Below are 26,421 nucleotides of genomic sequence, written 5' to 3' on the forward strand. Positions count from 1 at the left end.
TTTCAATTATAGGGGGTCTTCAATTGGACTGGACCTTAATTTTAGTACTGTTTTTAGTGGGCTTTATTGGTTCTTTCATCTCAGGCATGGTAGGGATAGGTGGAGCGATTATAAACTATCCAATGCTTTTATTTGTTCCTCCATTGTTAGGATTTGCATCTTTCACTTCTCATCAAGTTTCGGGGATCAGTGCCGTACAAGTAGTATTTGCAACTTTAGGTGGAGTATTAAGCTATCGTAAAAGTGGCTACTTAAATAAACGAGTTATATTAAGCATGGGAATTAGTGTACTAATCGGAAGTTTTCTTGGTGGATTCGGCTCAAATTTACTTTCAGAGCATGGGATTAATCTTGTTTACGGTATTTTAGCAGTGATTGCGGTCGTTTTAATGTTCATTCCTAGAAAAGAGATTGAAATGGCAGAAAATGGTCAAATTTCAATTAATATTTGGCTTGCGGCGGGTTTAGCATTTGTCGTTGGTACTAGTGCTGGTATAGTTGGAGCAGGCGGAGCATTTCTTTTAGTACCAATCATGCTAACAATCTTAAAAATACCAACACGAATTACAATTGCTTCCTCATTAGCGATTACATTCATTTCTTCAATAGGTGTAACAATCGGTAAAGTCTCTACTGGTCAAGTTACAATTTTGCCTACTATTATCGTTGTAGTTGCCAGTTTAATTGCTTCACCATTAGGAGCAAAAATAGGCAAAAAAACAAAAACGCAGGTTTTACGAGGAATTTTAGCAGTGTTAATCGGATTTACTGCGTTGAAAATTTGGTTTACGATTATTAAAACATGGATTACTTGAATACGGATTTATATAAAAAAGCAGAATAACTTGAAAGAGAGTTTTTCTGTTTTTTTATCGCCCTTTTTTATGTACTAACTAATAGGATTGTAAAAAAAGGAATACTTAATTGTCTACGAACAAACAAGGCTTAAAATTAGTATGTGAGGTATTAACGCTTGTTAGATTATCCGTGTTGAATTACCTCTTGAACCCTTTAAAAAGCTTGAACGGGTTTAACAAATTTATAGCGTAATAGTATCGATGAGCATGTCTACAAATTTACTTAAAATAATACTAATGTTCGTAAAATAAAAAGCAAAAAGGATCTTCATTTTTTTAATGGAAGATCCTTTTTGCATTAAAGCCTTGATAACAAAATTTATCTATTTTTTTAGTATATTAAATTATTTTAAAGTTGAAGTACTTTCTTCGGTTTTGCAATGTTCGCATGTTGAATAGATTTTTACTACTTTTTTATACTCCGCGTACTCAATGGTTTCTTCACATTCTTTACAGATTAAAATTTGCATGAGAAACACCTCCTACACCCACTATAGCACGTTCAATTCGTTATTTCTCCAGGGACTTTACCCACCCTGTGGACGGGAAATGTCCATAGGTAGAGAACGTTGAATTAGCAAGGTTTCTTAACAAAAATCTACTCAAAATATTTTTTTCTTGGTATTAAAAAATAGATCTAAAAACTATATAAAAATATGTTTTTGACAAGCATATGCTAATTAATACAAACAGAAAAACTTACTATTGTTAGCTAAAATTTCTCAAAAAAATTGTAAAATACTACTTGACGTATTAAAAAAAGAGGGATAATATTAACTCAATAATTTTAAAACTTAATAAATTCTATTACTTATCCAGAGAGGTGGAGGGACTGGCCCTACGATACCTCGGCAACGGGTTTGTTATTTCGTAACAAATACCGTGCTAATTCCTGCAAATCGTTTAAGCGATTTGAAAGATAAGAAGTAAAGTGGCTTATATATTTAACCCCTCTTCTTATCTGTGTTATTGGATAAGGAGAGGGGTTTTTTGATAGTTTACAAGAGAAAAAAGGGGGAAACACACATACAAAACCTAGTTTACATATAAGAATACTTTGTTATTTTTAAGATTACTAGCATTGGAGGAATAAATTTGATTGAGATTAAAAACGTCTCCAAGGTTTATCCTGGAAGGCCACCAATTAAAGCGCTAAATAATATTAATATGAAAATTGAGAAGGGGGAGATTTATGGAATCATTGGCTTTTCGGGAGCAGGTAAAAGTACATTGATTCGCTGTTTAAATAGACTTGAAGAACCAACAGAAGGATCAGTTCTGATTGATAGTTTAGACTTGTTGGCTTTGAACGATGAACAGTTACGTAAAACGCGTAGAAAAATTGGCGTTATATTCCAGCACTTTAATCTTCTTTCAGCGAAAACGGTTTTTGATAATATAGCAATGCCGCTTTACCTTGAAGGAAAGAAGAAAGGTGATGTTCAAAAAAAGGTAATGGAATTAATTGAATTTGTTGGACTTTCGGGGAAACAAGATGTTTATCCAGGGCATTTATCGGGAGGACAAAAGCAAAGAGTGGGAATAGCAAGGGCATTAGTAACAGACCCAGACGTTCTGCTTTGCGATGAGGCAACATCAGCATTGGACCCAGAAACAACGAAGAATGTACTGGATCTTTTAAGGAAGGTAAATAAATCCTATAATCTTACCATTTTCCTAATTACGCATGAAATGAGTGTCATTCGTGATTTATGTGACAAAGTTGCCGTCATTGAGAATGGAGAAATTGTTGAAGAAGGCCATGTGTACGATGTTTTTACGAGTCCACAAAAAAGCATTACAAAAAATTTCGTTAACACTGTATTACAACATGAGGTACCCCCTAAGTTATCGAACTCATTGGCAAAGGGAAAATATTATCAATTAGTCTTTTTAGGAGAAAAGGCAGCCAATCCTCTATTATCAGAGGTTCTTAAAAAGTTCGATATTCACCTAAACATTCTTTATGGATCTATTACAGAGCTGCAGGAAAGACCTTATGGTAATTTGCTTGTTGCACTAGAGGGAACAGAAGATGAAAGTGAAAAAGCTATTAAATATATTTTGGAAAAAGGAATAGATGTAAAGGAGGTTGAGTTAAATGGAGCTTAATTGGGAATTCTTCTGGCCACAGTTTCTGCAAGCATGCAATGAAACATTTCTGACAGTACTCGGTTCATTTATTTTTGGAACAATTATAGGTTTGCCATTAGGTATTATCCTAGTTGTAACAAGACCTGGACATATAATGGCAAACAGACCTGTATTTACGGTGTTAAATACTATTATTAATATTTTGCGATCGGTGCCATTTATCATTTTACTAGTTGCCATTATTCCGTTTACTAGATTAATAACTGGAACATCAATTGGTGTAGTTGCGGCAATCGTTCCACTATCAATTTTCGTTGGACCTTATTTGGCAAGATTGATTGAGAATTCAATGCTAGAAGTAGATAAGGGAGTGCTGGAAACAGCCTATGCAATGGGAGCTACAAAGTTTCAAATTATTACTAAGTTTATTCTACCTGAGGCGATCCCATCGTTAATATTGTCATTTACAACAGCAACGATTGGGCTAATTGGATCAACCGCAGCAGCGGGTGCTGTTGGGGCTGGCGGTTTAGGTGACTTAGCGATTACATATGGTTATCAACGTTTTGAAACAATCGTTATTATCATCACAGTAGTATTGCTAGTATTCATTGTTCAAATCATTCAAAGCTTAGGAAATACGTGGTCAAGATATGTGAGGAGGAAAAGAGGATGAAAAAGTTTTTTAGTATTTTTGCAGTAGTATTATTAACAGTTTCGGTATTAGCAGCATGTGGTTCTAAAGAATCATCAGGTAATGGAAAAAAAACAATTAAGATTGGAATAAACGGTGATGACGGTGAACTTTGGAGAATTGTCCAAAAACAAGTCAAAAATGATGGCATTAAGTTGAAAATCATTTCTTTTTCAGATTATGTACAGCCAAACACAGCACTTAATGATGGTAGTCTTGATTTAAATGCTTTTCAAACAATCACATATATGAACCAATTTAAAAAGGATCATAATTTAGATATTTCTGCGATTGGTTCGACTGTTATTGCTCCAATGGGAATTTATTCTCATAAATATAAAAATCTAAATGATATACCAGATGGTGCAACAATTACCATTCCAAATGACGTAACGAATGCAGGACGTGCACTTAAACTATTACAATCTTCAAAGTTAATTAGTTTAGTAGATAATTTTGATCCAAAAGGAAGTATTGAGCAAATTAAAGAGAATCCTAAGCATCTAAAAATCAAACCTATTGCTGCAGGTCAAACAGCTAGATCATTAGATGATGTAGGAGCAGCTATCATTAATAATGGTTTTGCTGTTCAAGCCGGATTAGATCCTGCAAAAGACCCGCTTTATAAAGAAGATCCAAATGATAAATCCGCTATGCCATATATTAATGTTATTGCATCACGTACAAAGGATAAAAATGACAAGGATTATTTGAAAATTGTGAAGGCATACCAATCGAAAGAAGTTCATGATTACATTATTAAACGTGACAAAGGTGCAACAGTTCCGGTTGTTATTACGATTGGGAAAATTAAAAATTTATAAGTATCGTACTTTTGAGTTTCATTCTTATATAAGAGAGCAAAGGGGAGAATAATTACATGACAGTCAAAACTGAAACACATAGAGACCAAATTGTGAAAAGTATTGAGAAATTAAAAGAAACATACATTCAGATTAGTCATCAAATTCATGAGAAACCTGAAATAGGCAATCAAGAGTTTTTTGCTTCAGAAACTCACACTAAAACATTAGTCGAAGCAGGTTTTGATGTAACACGTAATATCGCCGGACATGAAACAGGTTTTGTAGCACGAAAAAAATCGTCTAAGCAAGGCCCAACGATTGCCTTTTTGGCAGAATACGATGCACTGCCTGGTCTTGGTCATGCATGTGGACATAATATTATTGGGACTACGAGTGTGGCTGCAGGAATTGCCCTCGCCGAAGTTATTTCCGAGACAGGGGGAGAGGTTGTTATATTTGGAACTCCTGCAGAGGAGGGGGGACCAAATGGAAGTGCAAAAGGTAGTTTTGTAAAAAACGGATTATTAGAAGACGTTGATGCAGCTCTTATGCTTCACCCAAGTGGTAAAACAGGATTAACAAGCCCATCTCTTGCAGTAAATCCATTGGACTTCCACTTTTATGGTAGAGCGGCCCATGCGGCTGGTTCACCAGAACATGGAATTAATGCACTAGATGCCGTAATCCAATTATTTAATGGAATAAATGCCCTTCGTCAGCAACTTACTAGTGATGTACGAATCCACGGAATTATTACTCACGGAGGTGATGCGCCTAATATTATTCCGGAATATGCTTCAGCGAGATTCTTTATCCGCGCTAGTACATGGAAGCATGCAGAGGAAGTATCCAATAAGATTCGTAATATTGCCGAAGGAGCTGCACTTGCGACTGGTAGTACTGTGAAAATTGAAAGATTCCAAAATGAAGTTCACGATTTTATTATCAATCAATCACTTGATCGCATCGTAGGTGAAGAATTAGCTTTATTAGGAGAAACAATCAGTGGCAAAAACGGAGGAATTGGATCGACTGACGCTGGTAATGTCAGCCATGTTGTTCCGACTTCCCACGCATATATAAAAATTGGACCTGATGATTTAGTAGCTCATACGAATGAATTCCGTGAAGCTGCTAGGTCGCTACAAGGTGATCACGCTCTAATCACGGGTGCAAAGGCATTGGCTTTAACGGGTTACCGATTAATTACTGATAAAAATCTTTTAGAAAAGGTACAAACTGAATTTCAGCAAACTGAAAAATAGTTAACTTAAACAGTCAGGAAGATGGTCGGAATCCATTTTTCTGACGTATTTACTTTTTGATAGTTCATTCGATTTGTATTTTTTTAAGTAATAATTAAAATCTAAAAAACCAGAAAAACTAAGTGATAGTTTTTCTGGTTTATTTCTCCTTACTCGAATGTTCCTTTAACGATCGGAATTCCTTTCTCTAACATAATCTTGCCATTTGCAATAACAGTCTCAATTTCCAAATTATCTTGTCGTAATAATACAAGGTCTGCATCCTTACCTACTTGTAAACAGCCTTTTTGAGGCAGCTTTAGCACTTGTGCAGGATTGGATGTGATCACTTGAATAGCTGTTTCTAATGGAATTGCTTCCTCTAATATTGCATCTTTTACTTCTTGGAAAAGAGAGGACATCTTTCCGACTTGAAGGCCAAGATACTCACCATTTTTATCGAAATAAGGGAGACTTGCCTGTGCATCAGATGAAAAGGTAATATTCCCAATAGGTACACCGTGATCGAGCATCAATCGCAATGCTTTGCTACACTTGACCTCACCTTCCTCTAAAAACTGAGGGATTGTACTCGTTGTAAAATCGACATATCCACCCCTTAATGCGTATTGAATTCCTGATTCAAATAACTCTTCATTACGATTAATATGTGTAGGATGGAAATGACGTATTGGGATGTTTGTTTTATCAATTATTTCATGTAATAGTGTGAGTTTATCTGATCCATCGCCCACATGAATTTCCAATACTCCAGCCTTACCAGACAAAATCCCACCATTTCGTGCGGCAGTAGCGATTTTCACCAATTCTTCAAATGTGGGCTCAGATGAACGATGATCTGAAATAGCAATCTCACCGACACCAATTATTTTATCAATTAATATGATATCATCTTCAATTTTGCTTGTTAATGTTTTTACGGGGACATGATAAGAACCTGTATGAATATAACATGTAATTCCTTCTTCCTCTAAACCTCTTGCCTTTGCAAGGAGGCTTTCCATTCTTCTTGTTGTTCCATCTGTACCAAGTAAACCAACCAGAGTAGTGACACCTGCAGTAGTAGCAGAAGTTAACATGAGTTCTGGCGTGCGTGTTTTGAAGCCGCCTTCACCTCCGCCACCGATAATATGAACATGTGAATCAATAAAACCAGGTACTACAATATTGTTGGTAGCATCTATTAAGTTGCAATTGTATGAGTCTGGAGGTAGTGGAATACAATCCCCTATTAAGATAATTTTTCCGCCCGCAATGAGTATGTCTTTGCGACCAATCGAATGTGGTGTGTATACTTGACCGTTTTTTATTAAAGTTAACAACTTGTGATCCTCCTAATATTGTAAGTTACTTCTATTTTATTTTTAAAATGGGCCGTAGTGAATAAAGTGAGCGACCAGCACTGCTATTAATCCAATCAAATATTGAAGAAATACTAATGGGAAAATCCATTTAGCCCATTTAGTCCACGGAATACCTGCAATTGCCAGTCCTGCCATTAATGTACCTGCTGTTGGGAAAATGATGTTTCCGATTCCATCTGCAAAGGAGAAAGATAAGACAGCGGTTTGACGCGTTATGTCTAATAGGTCAGCTAGCGGTGCCATAATCGGCATTGTTAACATTGCATGTCCACTCCCTGAGGCTAATATAAAGTGGATGGCAGTTTGGAAATTATACATTCCAATAACACTTAAGTAAGAGGGGATCTGCTTAATTCCTTCTGAAACCTCATGAAGCATTGGGTCAACGATATGACCTTGGTTTAAAACAACTACTATTGCGCGCGAAACGCCAATAATGAGTGCACCGGTTATTAATGAAGCAGAACCTTGAGTAAATGATTTAACGAGATGATCAATTGATAATTTTCCTATGATTCCAATTGCAACAGTTAGAATGATAAACAAAGCAGCAATTTCTGTTATATACCATTGGTACTTTATTACGCCAAAAGCTAGAACGATATAATTGATTAGAAATGCCATGAAAATTAGTTTATGTCTTGAAGTGAGTTTTTCTTTAGATGTTAAAAACAAATTTGTTTGTTTCGGTGAGTACTTGCCATAAATTCCTATGGTAGGATTTTTCAATACCTTCATTGTATAACGGTAGACGAATAGGACTGAAACAAGATAAACAATTACGAATAATACTAGTCGAAAGCCAATTCCTGAAAAGGTAGGTAGTTCAGCTATCCCTTGTGCAATTCCAACTGTGAAAGGATTCATTATTGCTGTTGTAAAACCTGAAGATGCACCAACTAACACAATTGCCGTTCCTGTAATTGTGTCAAAACCTAACGCGAGTGCTAGCGGAATTAATAATGGAATATAGGCTAATGTTTCTTCAGCCATCCCCATTAAAGAACCTCCTATAGCAAAGAAAAACATCATAATCGGGATTAACAACTTTTCACGAGAAGCTAACTTTTTTGCCATTGTCGAGATTAATACTTTAACTGTTCCAGTAGCATTTAATACTCCAAAAAATCCGCCGATAATTAAAATAAAAAAGATGATATTTGCAGCTTCTACCATTCCTAAATGAATTGCTTTTGTCATTTCAAAAAAGCTAACTGGTGTAGACTTAATCCATTTAAAAGAATTTGGATCCACTGTAGTATGCCCAGCTCGTTCAATTCGTGCATATTCACCCGAAGGTAAAAAATGAGTAAGGATTGTCGCGACTGCTAAAATGATAAGTAATAATGCAAAAACATTTGTTGTTCTTTCTTTTTTAGCTATAGTTTTAGGTATCATTTCCTGTGATTGTAGTTGATTCATCTATTTTCTCCTTTTAATAGAATAGAAACAGTTAATAAATCTCTTCGTTTTTAATAAGAAAATATGAAAATAGTAAAGCTGTCCCCTTTCCTCCTTTAATAGAATCCAATTTAATAAAATGACGACTACTTTCTTATATTAAGCAAATAGTGTGCCAAATTTAAAAAGGCTACTTTTAAGACCTTCTAATCTATTTACGAATTTATTTGGGTGTTTTTGGTTCTTTGGATGTTATAATAAACCCAATTACTTAAGATAAGGCATGGTGTTGTATTGTGAAAATGTCTCTAACATTAATAACAGGAAGTGTAAAAACAAAGCAGGCATTGTATAGTCAACTTTCACATTTGTTAGGAGACTATCTATCAATAAAAAGTTATTCAATTGAAGAAGGATTTGATTTTGAATTAAAGGATGATATTATCCTTTATTCATCAAATGAAGCAAAAATAGAGTCAGAAAAAATGTCTCATATTCATGCGAAGAATGTAGTGGTTGGGAAAAGAACACCTAATCATGAAAACTTAGACAAGCTCTTAAGAATTACTAGAGAAACAAAAGTACTAGTAGTTAATGATGACTATAATTCTACAATTGAGCTGATTCAGTCTTTGTATCAATTGGGTATTAATCACTTGGACTATTTTCCGTACAAATTAGATCAAGTCTATTATCCTGACATAAATATAGCGATTTCCCCGGGGGAAATTCATCTATGTCCACATCATATAAATGAAGTCATTGATATTGGCGTACGTCTTTTTGATATGACGACGATCTTGCAAATTGTTGAATACTCTCATCTGGATAAAGCAATTGCTTCCTTAATTTCAGAGAAATACATCCGAAATATAATTGAATTGCAAAGAAAGCTCATACTTGCAGAGCATGGAACCAAAAAAGTAAATGAACATATTCAAAATGTCGTTGATGCAGTTGATGATGGTATTTTAGCAATTGATAAATTTAGTACAATTACAGTGTTTAATGATCGATTGGCGGCACTTTATCAAATATCAACTGAAAACGCGGTAGGGAAAAAGATTGATCAAATCATTTCGCAGCAAATAATTAAAGAATTTATTTTAAATGGAGAAGAAGAAAGTAAGTTTTTTACAATAAATAACGTTGATATTGTAATCTATCGATTTTTTATTAAAGAAGAAGATAGAGTTGTAGCGACGTTTAAAAGTGTGAATCAAGCAGTTGAAATCGAAAAAACAGCACAAAGAGAGTTTAGAAACCAAGGATTTTATGCCAGATATGATTTTGATGATATTATCGGTGAACATCAGTCGATTGTTAAATGCATGGCAATCGCGAAAAAGCTTGCGGTTGCTGAACATCCCATCTTAATTCAAGGTGAAACAGGGACGGGAAAAGAACTTTTTGCACATTCTATCCATCAACACTCACCTAGGAAGAATGGACCATTTTTGGCAGTAAATTGTAGCGCGTTTACCGAGAGCTTGCTAGAGAGTGAATTGTTTGGCTATGAAGAAGGGACTTTCACAGGAGCTAAAAAGGGCGGAAAAAAAGGTCTTTTTGAAATGGCAGATGGAGGCACTATTTTCTTAGATGAAATAGGAGATATTAGTTTAAACGTTCAGTCACATTTATTACGGGTTCTACAAGAACAGGAAATTCGTAGAATAGGTGGTAGGAAAATTATCCCGATTAATGTTCGAGTGATTGCAGCTACGAATAAGAATATTCAACAAAAAATATCAGAAGGTGCATTTCGTACGGACCTATTTTACCGACTGAACGTTTTAAGTCTTTTTATTCCTCCATTGCGTCTAAGAAGAAGTGATATACCATTATTAACAAAGCATTTTATAACGAAAAGTGGTAAGTGGATCCCGATGCAGAATGATGTATTAGAAGATTTAATGTTACGTGATTGGTTTGGTAATATTCGAGAATTAAAAGGTATGATCGATTATATGCTGACGGTTTGTGATGGCCATATTGTTAGTAAGAATGATTTTCCACATCATATTGTTTCAGATTTCAAAAAATCAACTGATCTAGAAACAAATGTATTTAAAATGCCGACTAGTATCCTTGAATTAAAAGAACATATTATTATTCTAAAAGCAATAAAACAATATAATGATTTAGGCAAATCTGCAAGCCGAGAATTTATTTCAAATAGTAGTAAAAAATCAGGCACATTTTTAACAACTCAACAAATTAGGCTTCGTTTAGATCATTTGGAATCAGTTGGGTTTATAACAAAAGGTAGAGGTAGAGCAGGTACAAAAATCACTACAGATGGTGTAGATTACTTGCAGCATCTTATGTCAAAATCGATACAATCCGAAAAAAATATAGAAGGTTAATTCAAACGGAAATGCTCTAAAAAAGTTCTTTTTAGGGCATTTCTAATTTACTAGTAGTTTTCATTTCCCAGGCTCTTCATATAATCGTAAGCAGAACTTTACGATAAATTAACTTAGAGAGTGTAAACTAATTGTAAAGAAGTAAGTTTTTTCCGATTTATTAGATTGATGCTTTATAAGTAAGGAGTAATTCATAGTGGAATCCTTAAATAATCAAAAAGGAATACCTGATGAAAGTGTTAAATATGCACAACAGCATTTAGCAAATGAAAGAACATATTTAGCATGGTTGCGTACAGCAATCTCGATCACTGGTGTAGGATTTTTAACAACCTCAATTCATTTTACAATTAAAATTAGCAACAATCATTTCATCAATACACTAGCAATTTTTCTTGGTATTTATGCATGTGTTGTTGGTTTTATTACAGGAGTATTAGCCACAATTCAGTACAGTAAAAAGCGAAAAGAAATTCAAAATGGGAAATTTTTACCTGCGAATAATTCAGTTATTCTTGTATCAATTTTATTTTCATTTTTAATATTCATGATTGTGATGTATCTTTCGTTATTATTATTTAAATGAAAAGAGTTTAAAAATCCTCCGTTTGCCTGTCCTTTTTATAGGGATAATTTAAAAAAAATCGAATATTTAATAGAGTGGACAGTAAAACGAATGGAGTGATTAATATTTTAAATCCTATTTCTCGATTTGAATCAATTAATGGAATGGAGCTTCATTTTACAGAATGGGGCGAAAGGAAAAATCCAACTGTTGTTTGTTGGCATGGTCTAACTAGGAATGGTAGGGATTTTGATATTTTAGCACGTCATTTAGCAAATAATTATCATGTAATTTGCCCTGATACGATTGGACGAGGATTTAGTCAGTGGAGTTCTAAACCTGAGCAGGACTACTGTTTTGAAAACTATGTAAATATTGCGATTGGTTTATTAGATCGATTAGAGATCGAACAAGTTCGCTGGGTAGGGACATCGATGGGTGGAGCAATTGCAATGAGACTTGCTGGAACACCGCAACACCAAGAGCGTATCACTCATTTAGTTTTAAATGATATTGGGGCTGGAGCTTTAGAAAATCAGCCACAAGACATCGAAGGAATTAAGAGAATTATTACTTACGTAGGTGCGCCTCCACAATTTAAAACATTTACTGAATTGAAGAGTTATTATAAGTTAATTTACAATTCATTTGGTGTATCAAGTGAGGAAGAATGGAATGATTTTACTCAAAACTCTTGCCGTAGAAGAGATGAAGGTGGAATAAGTCCTGACTATGATCCTAAAATTTCATTACAATTTCAACACTCTGAAGATCTAAATTTGTGGAATTATTGGGAGGCTATTCAGTCTAAGATTTTACTCATTAGAGGAGAAATTTCAGACGTATTGCCACTTGATGTAGCTTTAAAAATGCAAGAAACACAAAGCTTTAAAATGGAAACAATACCTAAGGTCGGTCATGCTCCCGCATTAAATACAAATGAGCAAATATCAATTGTTGAGAATTTTTTAAAAGAAGTATAGTTAATTTTCAATTTCCACTATAAAATGTTTTTGGAATACAAAAGGAAGCCCTCTAAGAGGGTTTTTCTTTTTTCATTTAGTATTGACTATGACACTACGTCACCGTATAAACTGTGAAAAAAAGGAGGAATAGAGAATGGATAGCAAGTTTTATTATATAACTGAATTTGCGAGAAAAACTTCTATTTCAGTTAGAACGCTAAGGTACTACGATAAGATTGGATTGTTAAAACCAACATATACGGATGAATCGGGCTATAAATTATACACAGATACTGATTTAGTTCACCTTCAATCAATACTTACATTCAAATTTTTAGGTTTTTCACTAAAGGATATACAAACAATATTATCGGAAAGTAGTTTAGACTTAACAAAAAAGTTAAAAGAGCAAAAAGAGCTACTGGAAGCTAAAAAAGATCAAATCAACCAAATAATAAATGCGATTGAACAGGTGGAATCATCATTAATTTCGGATTCGTTTAATTATGAAAGTGTTACAGAGTTGATTCAAATGGCACATTTTAATTTAAGGCCGGAATGGGTCAGTAAATATTTATCTACTGAGGATCGTAAAATCATGAGAAACATCGCAAAACAGTCATACACAAAGGAAACGTTACAAAAATTAGCTGATCGAGGATGGACTGAGGAAGAACATTTACGTCATTTAAATGATTATAAATATTTTAGGGATAAATTATCAGAACTTGTTAAAGAAGGATATAAGGTTGAGAGTATTGAGGCGCAAGAACTTGTAAAATTTTTAATGGATATGAATAATCGTTATAGTCAAAATGATCCACAAATTAAAGAAGGAATGAAAAAATCTTGGGAAAGATTTAAATCGTTACCTGAGAGTCAAAAGCCCAAAATATATTCGATACCTGATTCTGAAGCGGAATTTATAAGACATGCAAGTATGCATTACCATCAAAAATTAAATGGTTATACGAAATAAAAAACAGAAAAATCATAAAGATTTTTCTGTTTTTTATTTAAGTTTCAAGAATTCCTGTATTTGAAATATAGATATTAAATCTTGGATGGACTTGAATTGTAGGATATTTTTTATCCCAGTCCAAGGATTTCCATAATTTTGGATTATGCTCTTTAATATAGCGCCCTACTCCTAAAACATCGCTATTAGCTTGTTGGGCTTCCTTAATTACAATTTTTGCTCTCTTATTTAAATCTTTTTCAATAATCGATTTTATTTCTTTTTCAGATATATGCTGTATATTCGTTGATTCTCCAATTCTTATTTTTGCTTTTATTGGAATATCAACATCTATTTTATTTTTTGACGCATGAACGATAAATTCTCTTGAAGGGCGACGTAATTCGTAGGATATGATATTATACGGTGCTTCAGCGGAACTCTTATTTTGAATTCTAGTAACGAATAAACTTGTATTATTAAACTGATCCATCATCATTAATAGTATTGGAGCTTCCGACTTTTCAATAAATTTACCAGTATATGATCCTTTATGGAATAAACCAGCGCCTAATACGCCAACATGTTCATCTTTTGTTTTATCAACAACAGGTAGTAGAATATCAATCCCAATTTCTGTAACCATTGTATAAATTTTTTGAAGATCTATATTCGGAATGATTGATATCCTCTTTGCGCGATCAACCGTTTCATTAATAACAAATGAAATCGGTCTATTCAAGGTTTCTAATTCTAATATATCCTTCGCTTTTTGTTTGTTCGTTATAACTACATTCACATTTACATTAGTAAATGGAGTTCGATTAAATTGATCTAAGATAAATTGGAATTTTTCCTTTGCAAAGTCTTCTCCTAATAAGAAAAGTCTAGTTTTCGCTGTTTCAATCCCACCAGGTAAAACCGTTTGGACTTTTATACCAGCATCAACCACTGAATTTGCTTCTGTTGTAATTAATTCATTTTCTAAATCAAATGCTCCAGTTCCTTTACCAATAATATTTAAAATAGAAGCATTTAATTCAATTTTATGATCTTGATTAATATCAAAACCTAGTCCATTAATTAGCATTCTATCCTTTATAGGTCTCTGATCCCAGCAACCGGTACATATTACTATAGCTAAAAGTAGAGAAATCAAACTGATTATTTTTTTAATCAAGCTATTAACCTCCTTACTTTATTTACTATAAATAATAGACATGGAATGAGAATTATGAAAATAGAGTCAAAGTAAATACTGATACTTAAAAATTGTAATTTATCTAAAATTGGAATTGAAAATATAGGATATATACTGACCAAAAATAATGATATTATGACGACAACTAAAGTGCGATTATGGACCTTAGATTTGAACTGTTTTAGAATACCTTCACTAAGAATATATAAGTAAATGATAAATGATAATGCCATTATAATCGTCCAAAATGATAATAAAACTATATGGAGATTTTCAACCATTTGTAATTGAAATCCTTTAATAATATAGAGTATAGGATACTTTACTGTTTTGCTTTGATAGTGACTTAATGATACATAACATGTCAATATAACAAATGTAAATAACGTTGTTGAAACTAGATTAGCCAAAGAAATTGTAGATAACTTTTTCTTTGTATTTTCAAAATCAGTGCCTAGGAAGAGAAATACTTCAAATCCTAACATATTTACAAATGCAGGACTTATTCCAAAAGCAATTTTTTTTATTCCACTGTCACCAATTGGAAGTAGTCTCCCAAAGTGCGCATTTTTATAAGCAAACATGATAAAGAGAATGACAAAGAAAAATATAAAAGAAAAAGATAAAAACGTTCTTCCAATCGTTTGGATGTTCTCTTTTGCGATAAATATAGCCGTGAGTATAAATAAAATAAGAACAACCCATGTTGGAGTATTTGGAAACATCCATATATTAATTACGTCAACGAATTCGATTGATAATTTAATACAAATATAAAGAAAGTATATAAAATAACAGATGTTAATGAAGCTTCCAATGTAAGTATTCATAAGAATTTTTGTATACTCAGTAAACCCTTTTTCTGGAAATGACTTATACAAACTGTAATAAATGAATAATAGGATTTGAATCAACACACCAGTAAGTAAGACTGATATCCAGCCATCAGATCCCGTTATTTTATAAACTGAAAAAGGAAGACGAGAAATTGTAACTCCAAATTGTGTAAATAGAATAATAAAGAATAAATGTTTATTTTTAATCATGATTTTTTACCTTTTTACTATTAAAAAACGGAAATTCTTTAAATCCAGGGTTTTCAACATAACGTTCTCCAAATGTCTTAATTTTAGATAAGTGGCATACAATCATTAATATTCCTAAAGAGATACCTAAAAATCCAAACATTGAAGCTAAAAGTGTAAGCGGTACACCGATTATTCTGGCTGCAGTTGACAATTCTTTTACTGGCATCGTAAAAGATGCTACAGCTGTTATTGCAATAACAACGATCATTGAATTTGAAATTAAATTCGTTTGAACAATCGAAGTTCCAATGACGATTGCACCAACTGTTCCAATTGTAGAACCAACGGCCTGCGGTAAACGTACGGACGCTTCTCTTAATAGCTCTAAGAAAATTTGCATCGTTAAAGCTTCCAATAATGGTGGGAATGGTACATTTTCAACCGATAATTTAAGCGTATAAAATATACCAATCGGTAAAATATTTGAATGAAATGAAGTAACTGCGATATAGAACGCTGGTAATAAGACAGACATCCAAAAAGCAAAAATCCTAATTGCATAATAAAATATTCCGAGCAACCATCTTAAATTTAAATCCTCGGGACTTTTAAAAAAACTATAAATATTTGAAGGAAATAATAAAGCGTTCGGGTCGTTATCGACTAAAATTGCAGGCTTGCCTTTTAATAAATGCTGGTATGTGCGATCAGGCCTCTCCGTTCGTAAAACTTGCGGGAAAGGAGATGAAGGAAATTCTTCTAGTAATGTATGTATTTGTATAGATTCGACAGAAGCTTTAGACTCGAGCGCTTTTAACTTTTCTTCTAATTGTTCAATCATTTCGTTTGGAGTTAAGTTCTTAATATATAACAATGAGAGAGTTGTAGGAAATTGAGTTCCAAGTATCATATTTTTAATGACGAAATCTTTCGAACGAATTCTTTTTCTAAGTAAAGAAGTATTTGTTTTTAAACTTTCTACGAACCCATCATGTGTTCCCGCAACAACACGTTCTGAACTTGATTCTTCAATTGACCGGTCATTTTTTTGTGGCGTAGAAAATGCTGTTCCTTTTTCTCCGTAAATAACGACCACATTACCATCAATCATTGCTTGAATACAATCTTCTCTTGAATGCAGTTCCTTTGTTTGCAAAACACTAGACTCAACTTTATCTTCTTTTGGATTATAAATATCCTTTTGTAGCAAATGGGTTTGAACATCTTTAGAATCTATCATCGTATCTAAATAGCAAAGATGAAGAACTTTTCCATCACTTATAAATTTTTGGTACTGAAAATCAGCACTTGAATGAAATTCATCTTTTAAGTCCTTTATAAAAGGGATTGGTTCATTTTCCATCAAAGTGCATCAACTCCTTTACGATATAAATAGTATGAGTCAGCACATAATTGGTTATGTATGGAAAGGGAGAAATTAGTAGGTAAATAAAAAAAGATTGAACAAATGTCACTTAAACATCTGTTCAATCTTTTTTTGTATCATTTTATTTGAAGAATGTTGCCCAAAGTAAGTATACATTTAAGACTGCTATTACGGATGCAATCGTCCATGCAATATATTTAAGCCAAGTTTTGTTAGCAAATTTACCCATCTTCTTTGGATCACTCGTAAACATAACTAGTGGAATTACGGCAAATGATAACTGTAATGATAGGATAACTTGACTAAGGATTAATAAATCTGCGGTTCCTTTTGAACCGTAAAGATAAGTTACGATCAGAGCTGGTGTAACAGCAATTAAACGAGTAATTAATCTTCTTATCCAAGGTTTAAGTTTAATATTTAAAAAGCCTTCCATTACAATTTGCCCAGCTATCGTACCAGTTAAAGTAGAATTTTGACCTGATGCTAATAATGCCACTCCAAAAAATGTACTAGCTAAAGTCGTTCCGAGTAATGGAGTAAGCAGCTGGAACGCGTCTTCAATTGATGCGACATTTGTATTACCTGATTTATAGAAAGTAGAAGCGGCTAAAATTAATATTGCTGCATTGACAAACAATGCGATCATTAATGCAACTGTTGAGTCAATTGTAGCAAATTTAATTGCTTCTTTCTTACCAATATCAGACGTATCAAACTTTCTAGTTTGAACGATTGACGAGTGAAGATATAAATTATGAGGCATAACAGTTGCCCCTAAAATTCCTAAAGAAATATAAAGCATTTTTGGATCTGTAATAACTTGAGAACTTGGAATGAATCCACCAAATACAGCTTTTATATCAGGTTGAGACATGATTAGTTCAAAAACAAAACTACCTGTGATTAAAATAATTAAAGAAATAACAAATGCTTCGATGTATCTAAAACCTTTATTTTGTAAAATTAAAATAAGAAATATATCTAACGTCGTCAAACAAATTCCGTAAAACAAAGGAATACCAAATAATAAATTTAGAGCGATGGCTGATCCAATCAATTCAGCTAAGTCACATGCTGCAATTGCAGCCTCACAAAGTAACCAAAGTACAAATGATACAGGTTTACTAAAGTGGTCTCGACATGCTTGAGCTAAATCTCTACCAGTAACAATTCCTAATTTAGCTGCTAAAGATTGAAGGATGATGGCCATTAGATTTGAAATTAAAATAACTGATAATAAATTGTAGTTAAAAGCAGATCCACCTGCTATTGATGTTGCCCAGTTTCCAGGATCCATATAACCAACTGCAACTAAATAACCTGGTCCTGCAAATGCTAGAAATTTGCGGAAAGAACTAGCTTTCTTTGGAACAGATAATGATCGATGGACTTCTTGCAAACTAGGTTGTGATTGTTCCTGTCTCCAGCCGGCCTCGTCATAAACGACTTTTTCTTGTGTTTTTTGTGACATGTTTCCCACCACCTGTTTTATTGTGCGCATCTAATAGTTTTTCCCTAGGGAAAGTTTTTAAATTATATGCTGATTTTAACACAATAGTTCTTATTTGTAATAAAAAATTTTTTATAACTTCGTTAATTTTCTGTAAATAGTTGATAAACGTTGATTAATAGGGTTTTCTTTGGTTTCTGCTTTTTTAATATTTTCTATACTATTTTGAGATTATGGGAGAAGTTAGGCATTTATAATGAGTGATCAGTACATTATGCATATGTATATGAAGCAAGTGATGCAAACCAACTTGGTTACTTAATTCGCAAAGTTGAGAAAGAATACGGAATTCACCATAGTAAAACTAGATAAAACATATATTTTATTGGTGATGTACTTAAGATTGAGAAAGAAAATTCATGGAAAAAAAGTGAACATTTACTGACAATATTCCACAACCAATTATTACTCCAGGAGGAACAGCAATGGTAGTTGATTCTACTAATTTTCCTATTTCAAAAAATATTGCTTCTACTCTTGTAGAAATAAAACCAGGTGGAATGAGAGAAATGCATTGGCATCCGAACAATGACGAATGGCAGTATTATTTAACTGGTACGGGTCGAATGACTGTATTTGGTGGCGGTGGAAATGCACATACTTTTAACTATCGAGCTGGAGACGTGGGATACGTACCTTTTGCATTTGGACATTATATAGAAAATACAGGGGATACAAGTCTTTGGTTTCTCGAAATCTTTAAAAGTAATCGATTCGAAGATGTATCACTTAATCAATGGATGGCACTTACTCCACATGAATTAGTAAAAGAGAATTTAAATGTAGGCAATGATTTAATTGAGAAACTCCGTAAACAAAAGTGGCCAGTTGTTTGAAAGAGTAAGAATAACCTGCAAATTTGTTTTAGTGATATAGTCGGAGGTTTTTCTACAGCTAAAAAGGGACATCAGTTTTCAAAGATATATAGGGAAATTTAAATTAAAAGCATTGGAAGAATGTTATTGGTAACCAAATTTCGGTTAAGAATAAGAAGAATGATAGAAGGTTTGATATTCTAAGTTGCTTTTATATCAACTTAAATAAACTTCAAATTAAATAATAATCAATAGAAGAAAGCGACTAATTGTAGAAATAGTTTGAAATGAAGTTTTTATGTAAAAAAATAAGAAGGGGTAGATCCCCTTCCTACAAGATATATTATTGAGCTGGAACTCCAACTGCATCGTAAGCAGCGATAACTGCGCTTGTTTCAGCAGATGGTACAGTAGTTGTTCCACTCTTCTTGTCTGGATATAAGTCACGAGCAGCTTGAATGGCAGATTGACGCATTTCTTTAAATCCAGATGAAGGTGTTAAGTACATTGTTAAAGCACGGTATAAAATTTTCTCCAATTTACTTCTTCCGATCCCCGTTACAGTTACATCATTAAAAGTTCCACCAGCAGAGATTAAGTAAGCAGCTTTGTTATTAATGCTACTATTAACGTGAACGCCACCTTTATCTTCTGTTCCTAAATAGCGTTCAGAGTAAGTAGTTGGGTATTTATTATCTTTCATTCCAAAATAAGCAGGTACTGATTTAGTTTTTGGGTCACTTAATGAGCGAAGTCCACCGTCTCCAGCTTTGTTAGGTGTGTAAACATCTTCTCCAATTTCCCAATCATCAGGGCTAGTTGTTCCTGCAGTATACATTTCAGCTAATACACCAAAAATATCTGCTAATGACTCATTTAATGCACCTGATTCGTCTTGATATGTTAAATTAGCAGAATTCGTTATCACACCATGTGTCATTTCGTGACCAGCTACATCAAGTCCACCTGCTAATGATCCTAAAACAACACCATCTCCATCTCCGTATAACATTTGCTTTCCGTTCCATGCAGCATTATTCCACTTAGTTCCGATATGTACTGTACTAATTAATGTCATACCTTTATTATCTAAGCTATTTCGTTTATGGACAGTTTGATAATATTTATTAATTTTATCAGAGTTAATATGAGCAGAAACAGCAGCAGGATCTGCAAAGAAATTTAAAGAGTTTGATTTTACATCAAATCCCGGTAGACCGAAAAGTAAATTTGCTAATAAAAACGCTGTTTCACCCATTCCACGCGCTGAAAATGTTGCGAGAGGAACAAGATTTGGATTAGTTGTTGTCCCACCAGCAGCAGAAATACCATACAGATAACTAGTATTCGTCGTACTATCTTTCGCTGCAATAAAACTTTGCTTTTTACCAAATACATCTAAACCTGTTGCAGTAGTAATCGTTGCATTTTTCGGATCAAATACTTCAGCAGCAGCATCAAATGATTTTACTACTTCCCCAGAATTAGCATCAACAAAATAATGGAAATAACCAGGAGCTGGTACTGAGGTTGATAATTTAACTAAATACGTTAAACGATATTTAGATCCTTGCGGTAAAAGCGTTAACTGTGTGTCAATACCGTCATATTTATTTACTGTACCAATTTGTGATTCTACGCCTTCTTTAGCAATCTCAACTGCGTCATCCTCTGTAATTGAAGCCTCAGTGTGAATAATTGAACGACTTAAATTTTGTGTTACATTACCAATCGAAGCGTAAACATTGTTGTTTGCATCTAGGGCTACAGTTTGTCCAGAACCATAAATAGGAATTCCTTTATATTGCTCAACTGTGCGTACATGAGATGTATTTGTTGCACTATCAGTGATACTGTCAATTACTTTAAATTGGTTAATAGGTAGAGATTTTGTAAAGTTTGTAACTTGAGATTGAAGATAAGCGACCGCCGCGTCTTCAGAACTTCCTTTCACTTGAGTTTCTTCTGCAAAAACTTTTGGTGCTGCTGTTGGAATAACGCCTCCAGCCAATAATGATAATGCTAGTACAGCCGGAATAGCTGCCTTTTTACTCATTTTCTTTTGTTTCTTCTTTTTCAATCCAATCACCTCTTAGGTTTAATGTTGTAAAGCTCAATCTCATTATTTAAAAAATTCAGATAAAACGCAATATAAGGTTGTCGGGTTCTTAATCTCAAGATAAATAGACATTTTTCTGCGGTTTAGCAAAAAAATGACAAAAAACTACAAACTTTACACTGTAAAATAACCCGGTTTCAATTTTCTGATAATTAAGACATAATGAAAATCAGAGTTTGGTTTCGAAAGAGGTGAAAATCAGAATGAAAACTTCATTACGTAGAATACTGATTTTTCCTTGTTTATGTAGCATCTCATTTTATTTAGGATCAGAACTAGTTGGAAAAACTGAAGCTTCATTTTCTAGCACTTTTCATTTAGATAATGTAGAGATATCGGCAGCTTATGTTTTTCCAGCTACTATAAAAAGCTTAGATAAAGATGCAGTTAAACTGAGGGATAATGCTTTTCAACAATATGACAAAATAATAAATACTTCATCAAAAGGTTCTATAGACGAGCTAACAGCAAGTTTAGAAAATATCTCACTAAGTGAAGATGAGTTGAATACCAATTTAGAATCTTTATCTTCTATAAAAGAAGTGATGCTAAAGTATTACAATCTTATGCCAGAAGATGAGCATTCTTATGACTATGTTCTTCAAGGGAATAAACAAGTCCAGAATACCTATAAAGAAGTAGAGTCTAAAATAGATTTTGAGAAAATAGCTTCTATTAAATTAAACATTAAGGAACAAATAATGGTTCTAGAAAACCAAGAAGCTAATACAGAAAACAGCAAGCAAAATAAAGAGGACTTAAAAAATCAAAAAACAACTGGTACAAACACAGTAGATTCAAAAGCAAAGGATGAGGTGACAGAAAATGAAAAACAAACTATCAAAAATAGTAATAAGTAGTTTCAGAGTATTGTTTACGTTAATTGTATGTATTCTTGCAATTTTTGTATTAATCTCTCGATTTTCGGAAAAAGATCCAACAGTAGCAGGCTATCAAATGAAAGCTGTATTATCTGGATCGATGGAGCCTACGTTTCATACTGGCTCGATAATTGGGATAAACATTAAACAAAATCCAGAGAACTATAAAGTTCAAGATATTATTACATTTCAAAAAGACAATAAGTTAATTACTCATAGAATTGTGACAGTAACAAAAAAAGGTGGACATGTTCTTTATAAAACAAAAGGTGACAACAATAATGCTGAAGACTTATGGACAGTTTCTTCGTCAGAGGTTGTTGGACAATATACTGGATTTACAATTCCTTATGTAGGATATGCTTTGAATTATGTATCTACAAAAATAGGTTCAGCTTTGCTACTGTTTGTTCCTGGTGTCCTACTATTTTTGTCTGCATTTATTTCAATCATTACTTCTATGAAACAATTAGAAGTAACGAAGCATTCTAAAACTGGATAATCTACTTATGTATTTTTAAAGTACATAGGAGTTTATATTTAATACATAATTATTTAGGAGGAAGAGAGATGAGCTTTTTTAAAACAATTAGTACAAGCGTAATGACTGCAAGTTTAGGTTTAGCTTTGATGGGTGGAGGAACGTTTGCATATTTTAGTGACAGCGTAAAAACGCAAAATACGTTTGCAGCTGGTACGGTAGATTTAGCTGTAAATCCTAAAACGGTTGTTAATATTGGCAACTTAAAGCCTGGTGATACAATCTACCGTGAGTTCAATTTAGAGAATACAGGGTCATTAGATATTAATAAAGTTTTATTAGGTACAAAGTATCAAGTAACTGATGCAGGTAAGAACGATACAGATGATTTTGCTAAACATATTAAGGTTACAATGATGTACAATCAAAGTAGTGCATATACTCCAATCGTTGAAACTACTCTAGCAGATTTAAAAGATCAAACTCCAGATTTAACAGCGATTCAACAGTTTATTGGAAGTACTGATAATAACCCATCAAACCCTGTTCCAGATGGAATTCCTGCTGATGATGGTAAAGGTTTAGGAAATAATAAGGAAAAATTATTCGTTTACTTTGAATTTGTAGATAATGGGCAAGACCAAAACCAATTCCAAGGCGACAAATTAAATGTTGAATGGACATTCAATGCACAAACAGGCGGCGGAACAGACTTCTTAGATACTGACCCAGATAGCAACTAATCCTCAGAAGAAGACTTGGTTATATCTTTTGAAGATATCAAAAACTATAACAGTCTTATAAAGTTAATTGTGATATATACCTAAAAAAAGTATCTTTTACATAAAGGCAAACGTATATGAGTGCATATGTATTTAGAGTATATAAGGTTAAGACCATGAACAAACTAGTCTGTTCATGGTTTTCTTGTTTTCTGGTACTTTTTTCCTAGTGAAATAAAAAATTAGTGATAAAACACTAGTGCATTTATTGTTTTTTCATTAAAAAAAACTTAATAAATTATGTAAATAGAACTATTAAAACTAGGTAAATATGTTATATATTTAATATAAATTTTAGGATAGGGGGAGCATTCAATGATCGAAGGAGAAGTTATAAAATTTTATCGTACAAAAGCCGGACTAACACAAGAAGAACTAGGAAAAGGAATATGCTCTTCCAAGCACGTAGGGAAAATTGAGCGGGGAACTACATCTTATTCATCTGAGATTATTACCCTATTTTCTGAGCGATTACATATTGATATTAGAAAAGAAATTGCTAACTTTGAAAAGCTTGAAAAGAAACTACAAAATTGGCATACAGCAATTATTAAACTTAGAATGAAGGAAGTTGAATCATATAAAAATGAGCTGGAAGAAAGCCCCTTTATTAATTCATCAAGATATGATGCGCTATATCAATTACTTCTAGCAAGATATTATCTCTTACACAACGATTTTAAGAAAACTATTACGATTATTCAAAGTTTACAAAGAAACTATAAGGACCTACCTCCTTTTGAAAGAAATCTCCTTTTGCACGTAATAGGAAATTATTATTTAGGTAATTATAATAACTCAAGTACAGAGAACCACCATAAAGCAATACAAACTTTAAAGAAGATAGATATTAATGAGTACGGCAATCCTGAGTACTACTATCACTTAGCAATGGCCTATGCATGGACTGATTCTAAGGTTATGGCATATGTATATGCAGAAAAAGCACTTAATCATTTTAAAGAAACAAGTAACTATTTACGCGCAATAAATGCTGAATCAGTTATGCTTTTACAAGCAAGCACTGATGTACATATAGATTTTAAAAAATTAAAACAATCTTATAAAAACTTAATCCATGACAGTGAAGCTCTTAATGCACCAGATAAAACGGGGATGTTGTTAAATAACTTTGCATTGGAATATTATAAAAGAAAAGAGTATGAAAAAGCGCAAAAATATTATAAAGCAGCATTACAGTTGGAGAAAAAGCCTTCTGTCATCTATCTCCAACGACTGAATAATTATCTTAAAAGTTCATTTGAAGGCAAATTAATGCGAAAATCTGCCTTATTGAATAGTGCTCAAAAGGGACTAACGATTGCAGAGGATCTAAAAAATCAACACTATCAAGTACTTTTTACATTACTAATCTATTCCATTGAAAATAAAACGAAAGAATCTCTTGAGTACACAGAAAAGACAGCATTTCCTTATTTTAAATCACGTAATCATACTGTTCTAATGAAACGATATGGTAAGCAGTTGTATGATTATTATGTAAAAGAAAAAGAGTTTGAGAAGGCAGTTGAAATGTCTAACTACTTAATGGGTACAGTTAAACTAGATAACTAAAGGACTGTTAATGGACAGTTCTTTTATTTCACATTAAGAAAGGGTCAATAGTTAGAAGCCAATGTATAAGTGCAACTATGCTTCTGTCTTCGCCTTTAGAGCTCGCCGATCGGCGAGTTTTTGTATTTCAGCCAAATAATAATTAAAAAATTAATAGAATAGTGCATTACATTCTCAATAAAAAACATATATTTATACAAACTCATTCTTTAAAAAAATAAGAGCTTTATATTGGAATATTTAACGTAATGGGGGTGAATGGACATAACTAAGGATGTATTTGATCATAATTTTGTGATAAATGCAGGAAATATTCCCTCAATACAAGCAGGTACATATGCAACTCGTCCAGATAGTCCTGAAACAGGAAGTATCTATTTAGATACAAAACATCGCATTTTTTATCGATATAATGGTTCTAAATGGGAAGCGCTAATCACAAATGTTAATTTGGGAGGTGGAGGCTGGGCTGCTCCATCAACTCCTTTAAAAACTACGAATCAGTTATTTTTCGCCGTGTCTGACGGTTTTAGGAAAATATATACTAATCGTGATGGAATTGAGGAATATGGATTAACAACGATTAAATCACCAGATGAGGTTTCCTATATTAATTTGTTTATTAATGGAATGCTTCAGCCAATCGTAAATTATAAAATTGAACAAAGTAGGTTGACGCTTCTTACAGAAGATGTTCCTTTAAAGGGTACAATTATCATCATCCAATTTATCTCTTTATTTTTATGACGACTACTTATTGAGCAAAATCAAAAAAAGTTCCATCTAGGAACTTTTTTTTTGAGCATTTTTAAGTTGAAACAGTAATATCGGAAGTAGGTGCAAAACTTACTATTTCTAACACAATTGGAGTGTCAGCTAAAATTCCGTCTCCTCCAGCAGGTACAGTGATCGCTAATGAACCAACGCCTGTTGCACCAGGAGTGTATGCTGAAATGCCACTCATTTGTAGAACGCCGTTAATATAGACATTAAAGTAACTATTATTTGTAGGTAATGTTGGTAGTGTAGTAACTGCTGCACCAGTATCAGATAAAAAGCTAGCTGCATCAATTGTTAAAGTTGCACCAGCTGCAGTAGAAGTAGTTGTAACGTAGAAGAATCTTGAATCTGTAGGGACAGTTTCAATTGTTGAAGAAGCAGAAACGAGAATTTTCATTAGTTGAAGTGCCATTTGGATTTGCTCCTTTCTATTATGATTGACTCTTTTCGAAATGATTGTCGTTTATAACATGTCTTTTAAAACACACAGTAAATAAAGAAGTTGATTGAAAAAAATGTGGGGT

At 33.2% G+C, this 26,421-nt stretch carries 23 protein-coding genes, 1 pseudogene and 1 riboswitch; of the genes and pseudogenes, 15 read left to right on the forward strand and 9 right to left on the reverse strand.

Features of this window, described 5'->3' with window-relative positions; translation table 11 throughout:
- Window positions 1–23 precede the first annotated feature (23 nt).
- Window positions 24–815, forward strand: a complete 792-nt coding sequence (locus ACFCYN_RS03795; protein ID WP_375947625.1) for a sulfite exporter TauE/SafE family protein — start codon at window positions 24–26, stop codon at window positions 813–815.
- Window positions 816–1,201: 386 nt separating this feature from the next.
- Here the strand turns inward: ACFCYN_RS03795 and ACFCYN_RS03800 are convergent, their stop codons facing one another.
- Complete coding sequence (locus ACFCYN_RS03800) at window positions 1,202–1,327, reverse strand: GapA-binding peptide SR1P (RefSeq protein WP_172446016.1); 126 nt, start codon at window positions 1,325–1,327, stop codon at window positions 1,202–1,204.
- A gap of 338 nt (window positions 1,328–1,665) precedes the next feature.
- Window positions 1,666–1,783, forward strand: a riboswitch (SAM riboswitch).
- Between the two features lie 169 nt (window positions 1,784–1,952).
- Between ACFCYN_RS03800 and ACFCYN_RS03805 the strand changes: the two genes are divergently transcribed.
- Genes ACFCYN_RS03805 through ACFCYN_RS03820 form a run of 4 tightly spaced genes read left to right on the forward strand, consistent with a single transcriptional unit; the run spans window position 1,953 to window position 5,716 of the window.
- A complete protein-coding gene (locus ACFCYN_RS03805) occupies window positions 1,953–2,969 on the forward strand; it encodes a methionine ABC transporter ATP-binding protein (RefSeq protein ID WP_375947628.1) in 1,017 nt (338 codons plus the stop codon).
- Entirely contained in the window at window positions 2,959–3,627 is a 669-nt protein-coding gene (locus tag ACFCYN_RS03810) for a methionine ABC transporter permease (RefSeq protein ID WP_098121739.1), read from the forward strand. The genes ACFCYN_RS03805 and ACFCYN_RS03810 overlap by 11 nt, the downstream gene beginning before the upstream one ends.
- Window positions 3,624–4,469: a MetQ/NlpA family ABC transporter substrate-binding protein gene (locus ACFCYN_RS03815; RefSeq protein WP_375947631.1), complete on the forward strand. Its 846-nt coding sequence runs from the start codon at window positions 3,624–3,626 to the stop codon at window positions 4,467–4,469. Before ACFCYN_RS03810 ends, ACFCYN_RS03815 begins: the two co-directional genes overlap by 4 nt.
- A 56-nt stretch (window positions 4,470–4,525) precedes the next feature.
- Complete coding sequence (locus ACFCYN_RS03820; RefSeq protein ID WP_375947633.1) at window positions 4,526–5,716, forward strand: M20 family metallopeptidase; 1,191 nt, start codon at window positions 4,526–4,528, stop codon at window positions 5,714–5,716.
- Window positions 5,717–5,865: 149 nt separating this feature from the next.
- On the opposite strand, the gene iadA is transcribed toward ACFCYN_RS03820, so the two are convergent.
- Both iadA and ACFCYN_RS03830 read right to left on the reverse strand, forming a co-directional pair.
- On the reverse strand, window positions 5,866–7,038 hold the full coding sequence (gene iadA, locus ACFCYN_RS03825) for a beta-aspartyl-peptidase (RefSeq protein ID WP_375947635.1): 1,173 nt from the start codon (window positions 7,036–7,038) through the stop codon (window positions 5,866–5,868).
- A 42-nt stretch (window positions 7,039–7,080) separates the two neighbouring features.
- Window positions 7,081–8,502, reverse strand: a complete 1,422-nt coding sequence (locus ACFCYN_RS03830) for a YfcC family protein (protein ID WP_375947637.1) — start codon at window positions 8,500–8,502, stop codon at window positions 7,081–7,083.
- A 272-nt stretch (window positions 8,503–8,774) separates the two neighbouring features.
- Between ACFCYN_RS03830 and ACFCYN_RS03835 the strand changes: the two genes are divergently transcribed.
- The 4 genes from ACFCYN_RS03835 (at window position 8,775) to ACFCYN_RS03850 (ending at window position 13,356) form a co-directional block, all read left to right on the forward strand.
- Window positions 8,775–10,847 (forward strand): sigma-54 interaction domain-containing protein, encoded by a 2,073-nt coding sequence (locus ACFCYN_RS03835; protein ID WP_375947831.1) that lies wholly within the window; start codon window positions 8,775–8,777, stop codon window positions 10,845–10,847.
- Between the two features lie 196 nt (window positions 10,848–11,043).
- Complete coding sequence (locus tag ACFCYN_RS03840) at window positions 11,044–11,433, forward strand: YidH family protein (RefSeq protein ID WP_375947639.1); 390 nt, start codon at window positions 11,044–11,046, stop codon at window positions 11,431–11,433.
- Between the two features lie 74 nt (window positions 11,434–11,507).
- Entirely contained in the window at window positions 11,508–12,395 is an 888-nt protein-coding gene (locus ACFCYN_RS03845; RefSeq protein WP_375947641.1) for an alpha/beta fold hydrolase, read from the forward strand.
- Window positions 12,396–12,531: 136 nt separating this feature from the next.
- Entirely contained in the window at window positions 12,532–13,356 is an 825-nt protein-coding gene (locus tag ACFCYN_RS03850; protein WP_375947643.1) for a MerR family transcriptional regulator, read from the forward strand.
- 37 nt (window positions 13,357–13,393) lie between these two features.
- Here ACFCYN_RS03850 and ACFCYN_RS03855 read toward each other — a convergent pair whose 3' ends face one another.
- From ACFCYN_RS03855 to ACFCYN_RS03870, 4 genes are all read right to left on the reverse strand, one after another.
- On the reverse strand, window positions 13,394–14,515 hold the full coding sequence (locus tag ACFCYN_RS03855) for a Ger(x)C family spore germination protein (protein WP_375947645.1): 1,122 nt from the start codon (window positions 14,513–14,515) through the stop codon (window positions 13,394–13,396).
- Window positions 14,512–15,582, reverse strand: a complete 1,071-nt coding sequence (locus ACFCYN_RS03860) for a GerAB/ArcD/ProY family transporter (protein WP_375947647.1) — start codon at window positions 15,580–15,582, stop codon at window positions 14,512–14,514. The genes ACFCYN_RS03855 and ACFCYN_RS03860 overlap by 4 nt, the downstream gene beginning before the upstream one ends.
- On the reverse strand, window positions 15,575–16,927 hold the full coding sequence (locus tag ACFCYN_RS03865; RefSeq protein WP_375947649.1) for a spore germination protein: 1,353 nt from the start codon (window positions 16,925–16,927) through the stop codon (window positions 15,575–15,577). Before ACFCYN_RS03865 ends, ACFCYN_RS03860 begins: the two co-directional genes overlap by 8 nt.
- A gap of 145 nt (window positions 16,928–17,072) precedes the next feature.
- A complete protein-coding gene (locus ACFCYN_RS03870) occupies window positions 17,073–18,425 on the reverse strand; it encodes an Nramp family divalent metal transporter (protein ID WP_375947651.1) in 1,353 nt (450 codons plus the stop codon).
- 434 nt (window positions 18,426–18,859) lie between these two features.
- Here ACFCYN_RS03870 and ACFCYN_RS03875 point away from each other — a divergent pair.
- Window positions 18,860–19,300, forward strand: a pseudogene (locus ACFCYN_RS03875) (cupin domain-containing protein); the annotation flags it as partial.
- Between the two features lie 322 nt (window positions 19,301–19,622).
- Here ACFCYN_RS03875 and ACFCYN_RS03880 read toward each other — a convergent pair.
- Window positions 19,623–21,359, reverse strand: coding sequence for a M4 family metallopeptidase (locus tag ACFCYN_RS03880; RefSeq protein WP_375947652.1), 1,737 nt, complete (start codon window positions 21,357–21,359; stop codon window positions 19,623–19,625).
- 242 nt (window positions 21,360–21,601) lie between these two features.
- Here ACFCYN_RS03880 and ACFCYN_RS03885 point away from each other — a divergent pair, with 242 nt between their 5' ends.
- The 5 genes from ACFCYN_RS03885 (at window position 21,602) to ACFCYN_RS03905 (ending at window position 25,864) form a co-directional block, all read left to right on the forward strand.
- Window positions 21,602–22,258, forward strand: coding sequence for a hypothetical protein (locus ACFCYN_RS03885; protein WP_375947654.1), 657 nt, complete (start codon window positions 21,602–21,604; stop codon window positions 22,256–22,258).
- Window positions 22,224–22,781: a signal peptidase I SipW gene (gene sipW / locus ACFCYN_RS03890; RefSeq protein ID WP_375947656.1), complete on the forward strand. Its 558-nt coding sequence runs from the start codon at window positions 22,224–22,226 to the stop codon at window positions 22,779–22,781. The genes ACFCYN_RS03885 and sipW overlap by 35 nt, the downstream gene beginning before the upstream one ends.
- Before the next feature lie 68 nt (window positions 22,782–22,849).
- Window positions 22,850–23,503 (forward strand): TasA family protein, encoded by a 654-nt coding sequence (locus tag ACFCYN_RS03895; RefSeq protein ID WP_172446001.1) that lies wholly within the window; start codon window positions 22,850–22,852, stop codon window positions 23,501–23,503.
- 354 nt (window positions 23,504–23,857) lie between these two features.
- A complete protein-coding gene (locus ACFCYN_RS03900) occupies window positions 23,858–25,117 on the forward strand; it encodes a helix-turn-helix domain-containing protein (RefSeq protein ID WP_375947658.1) in 1,260 nt (419 codons plus the stop codon).
- A gap of 258 nt (window positions 25,118–25,375) precedes the next feature.
- Complete coding sequence (locus ACFCYN_RS03905) at window positions 25,376–25,864, forward strand: DUF4183 domain-containing protein (RefSeq protein ID WP_172445999.1); 489 nt, start codon at window positions 25,376–25,378, stop codon at window positions 25,862–25,864.
- A gap of 61 nt (window positions 25,865–25,925) precedes the next feature.
- On the opposite strand, the gene ACFCYN_RS03910 is transcribed toward ACFCYN_RS03905, so the two are convergent.
- Entirely contained in the window at window positions 25,926–26,309 is a 384-nt protein-coding gene (locus ACFCYN_RS03910; protein WP_172445998.1) for a DUF4183 domain-containing protein, read from the reverse strand.
- Between the last annotated feature and the right edge of the window lie 112 nt (window positions 26,310–26,421).

The sequence above is a fragment of the Gottfriedia sp. NPDC056225 genome, assembly GCF_042267765.1.
GTDB lineage: Bacteria > Bacillota > Bacilli > Bacillales > Bacillaceae_G > Gottfriedia.

Bases quoted from the DNA above. Each gene is read 5' to 3' on its own strand.
- ACFCYN_RS03800 (WP_172446016.1), bottom strand. From the start codon at position 1,327: ATGCAAATTTTAATCTGTAAAGAATGTGAAGAAACCATTGAGTACGCG.
- ACFCYN_RS03810 (WP_098121739.1), top strand. From the start codon at position 2,959: ATGGAGCTTAATTGGGAATTCTTCTGGCCACAGTTTCTGCAAGCATGC.
- ACFCYN_RS03815 (WP_375947631.1), top strand. From the start codon at position 3,624: ATGAAAAAGTTTTTTAGTATTTTTGCAGTAGTATTATTAACAGTTTCG.
- ACFCYN_RS03820 (WP_375947633.1), top strand. From the start codon at position 4,526: ATGACAGTCAAAACTGAAACACATAGAGACCAAATTGTGAAAAGTATT.
- ACFCYN_RS03830 (WP_375947637.1), bottom strand. From the start codon at position 8,502: ATGAATCAACTACAATCACAGGAAATGATACCTAAAACTATAGCTAAA.
- ACFCYN_RS03850 (WP_375947643.1), top strand. From the start codon at position 12,532: ATGGATAGCAAGTTTTATTATATAACTGAATTTGCGAGAAAAACTTCT.
- ACFCYN_RS03860 (WP_375947647.1), bottom strand. From the start codon at position 15,582: ATGATTAAAAATAAACATTTATTCTTTATTATTCTATTTACACAATTT.
- ACFCYN_RS03865 (WP_375947649.1), bottom strand. From the start codon at position 16,927: ATGGAAAATGAACCAATCCCTTTTATAAAGGACTTAAAAGATGAATTT.
- ACFCYN_RS03870 (WP_375947651.1), bottom strand. From the start codon at position 18,425: ATGTCACAAAAAACACAAGAAAAAGTCGTTTATGACGAGGCCGGCTGG.
- ACFCYN_RS03885 (WP_375947654.1), top strand. From the start codon at position 21,602: ATGAAAACTTCATTACGTAGAATACTGATTTTTCCTTGTTTATGTAGC.
- sipW (WP_375947656.1), top strand. From the start codon at position 22,224: ATGAAAAACAAACTATCAAAAATAGTAATAAGTAGTTTCAGAGTATTG.
- ACFCYN_RS03895 (WP_172446001.1), top strand. From the start codon at position 22,850: ATGAGCTTTTTTAAAACAATTAGTACAAGCGTAATGACTGCAAGTTTA.
- ACFCYN_RS03900 (WP_375947658.1), top strand. From the start codon at position 23,858: ATGATCGAAGGAGAAGTTATAAAATTTTATCGTACAAAAGCCGGACTA.
- ACFCYN_RS03905 (WP_172445999.1), top strand. From the start codon at position 25,376: ATGGACATAACTAAGGATGTATTTGATCATAATTTTGTGATAAATGCA.
- ACFCYN_RS03910 (WP_172445998.1), bottom strand. From the start codon at position 26,309: ATGGCACTTCAACTAATGAAAATTCTCGTTTCTGCTTCTTCAACAATT.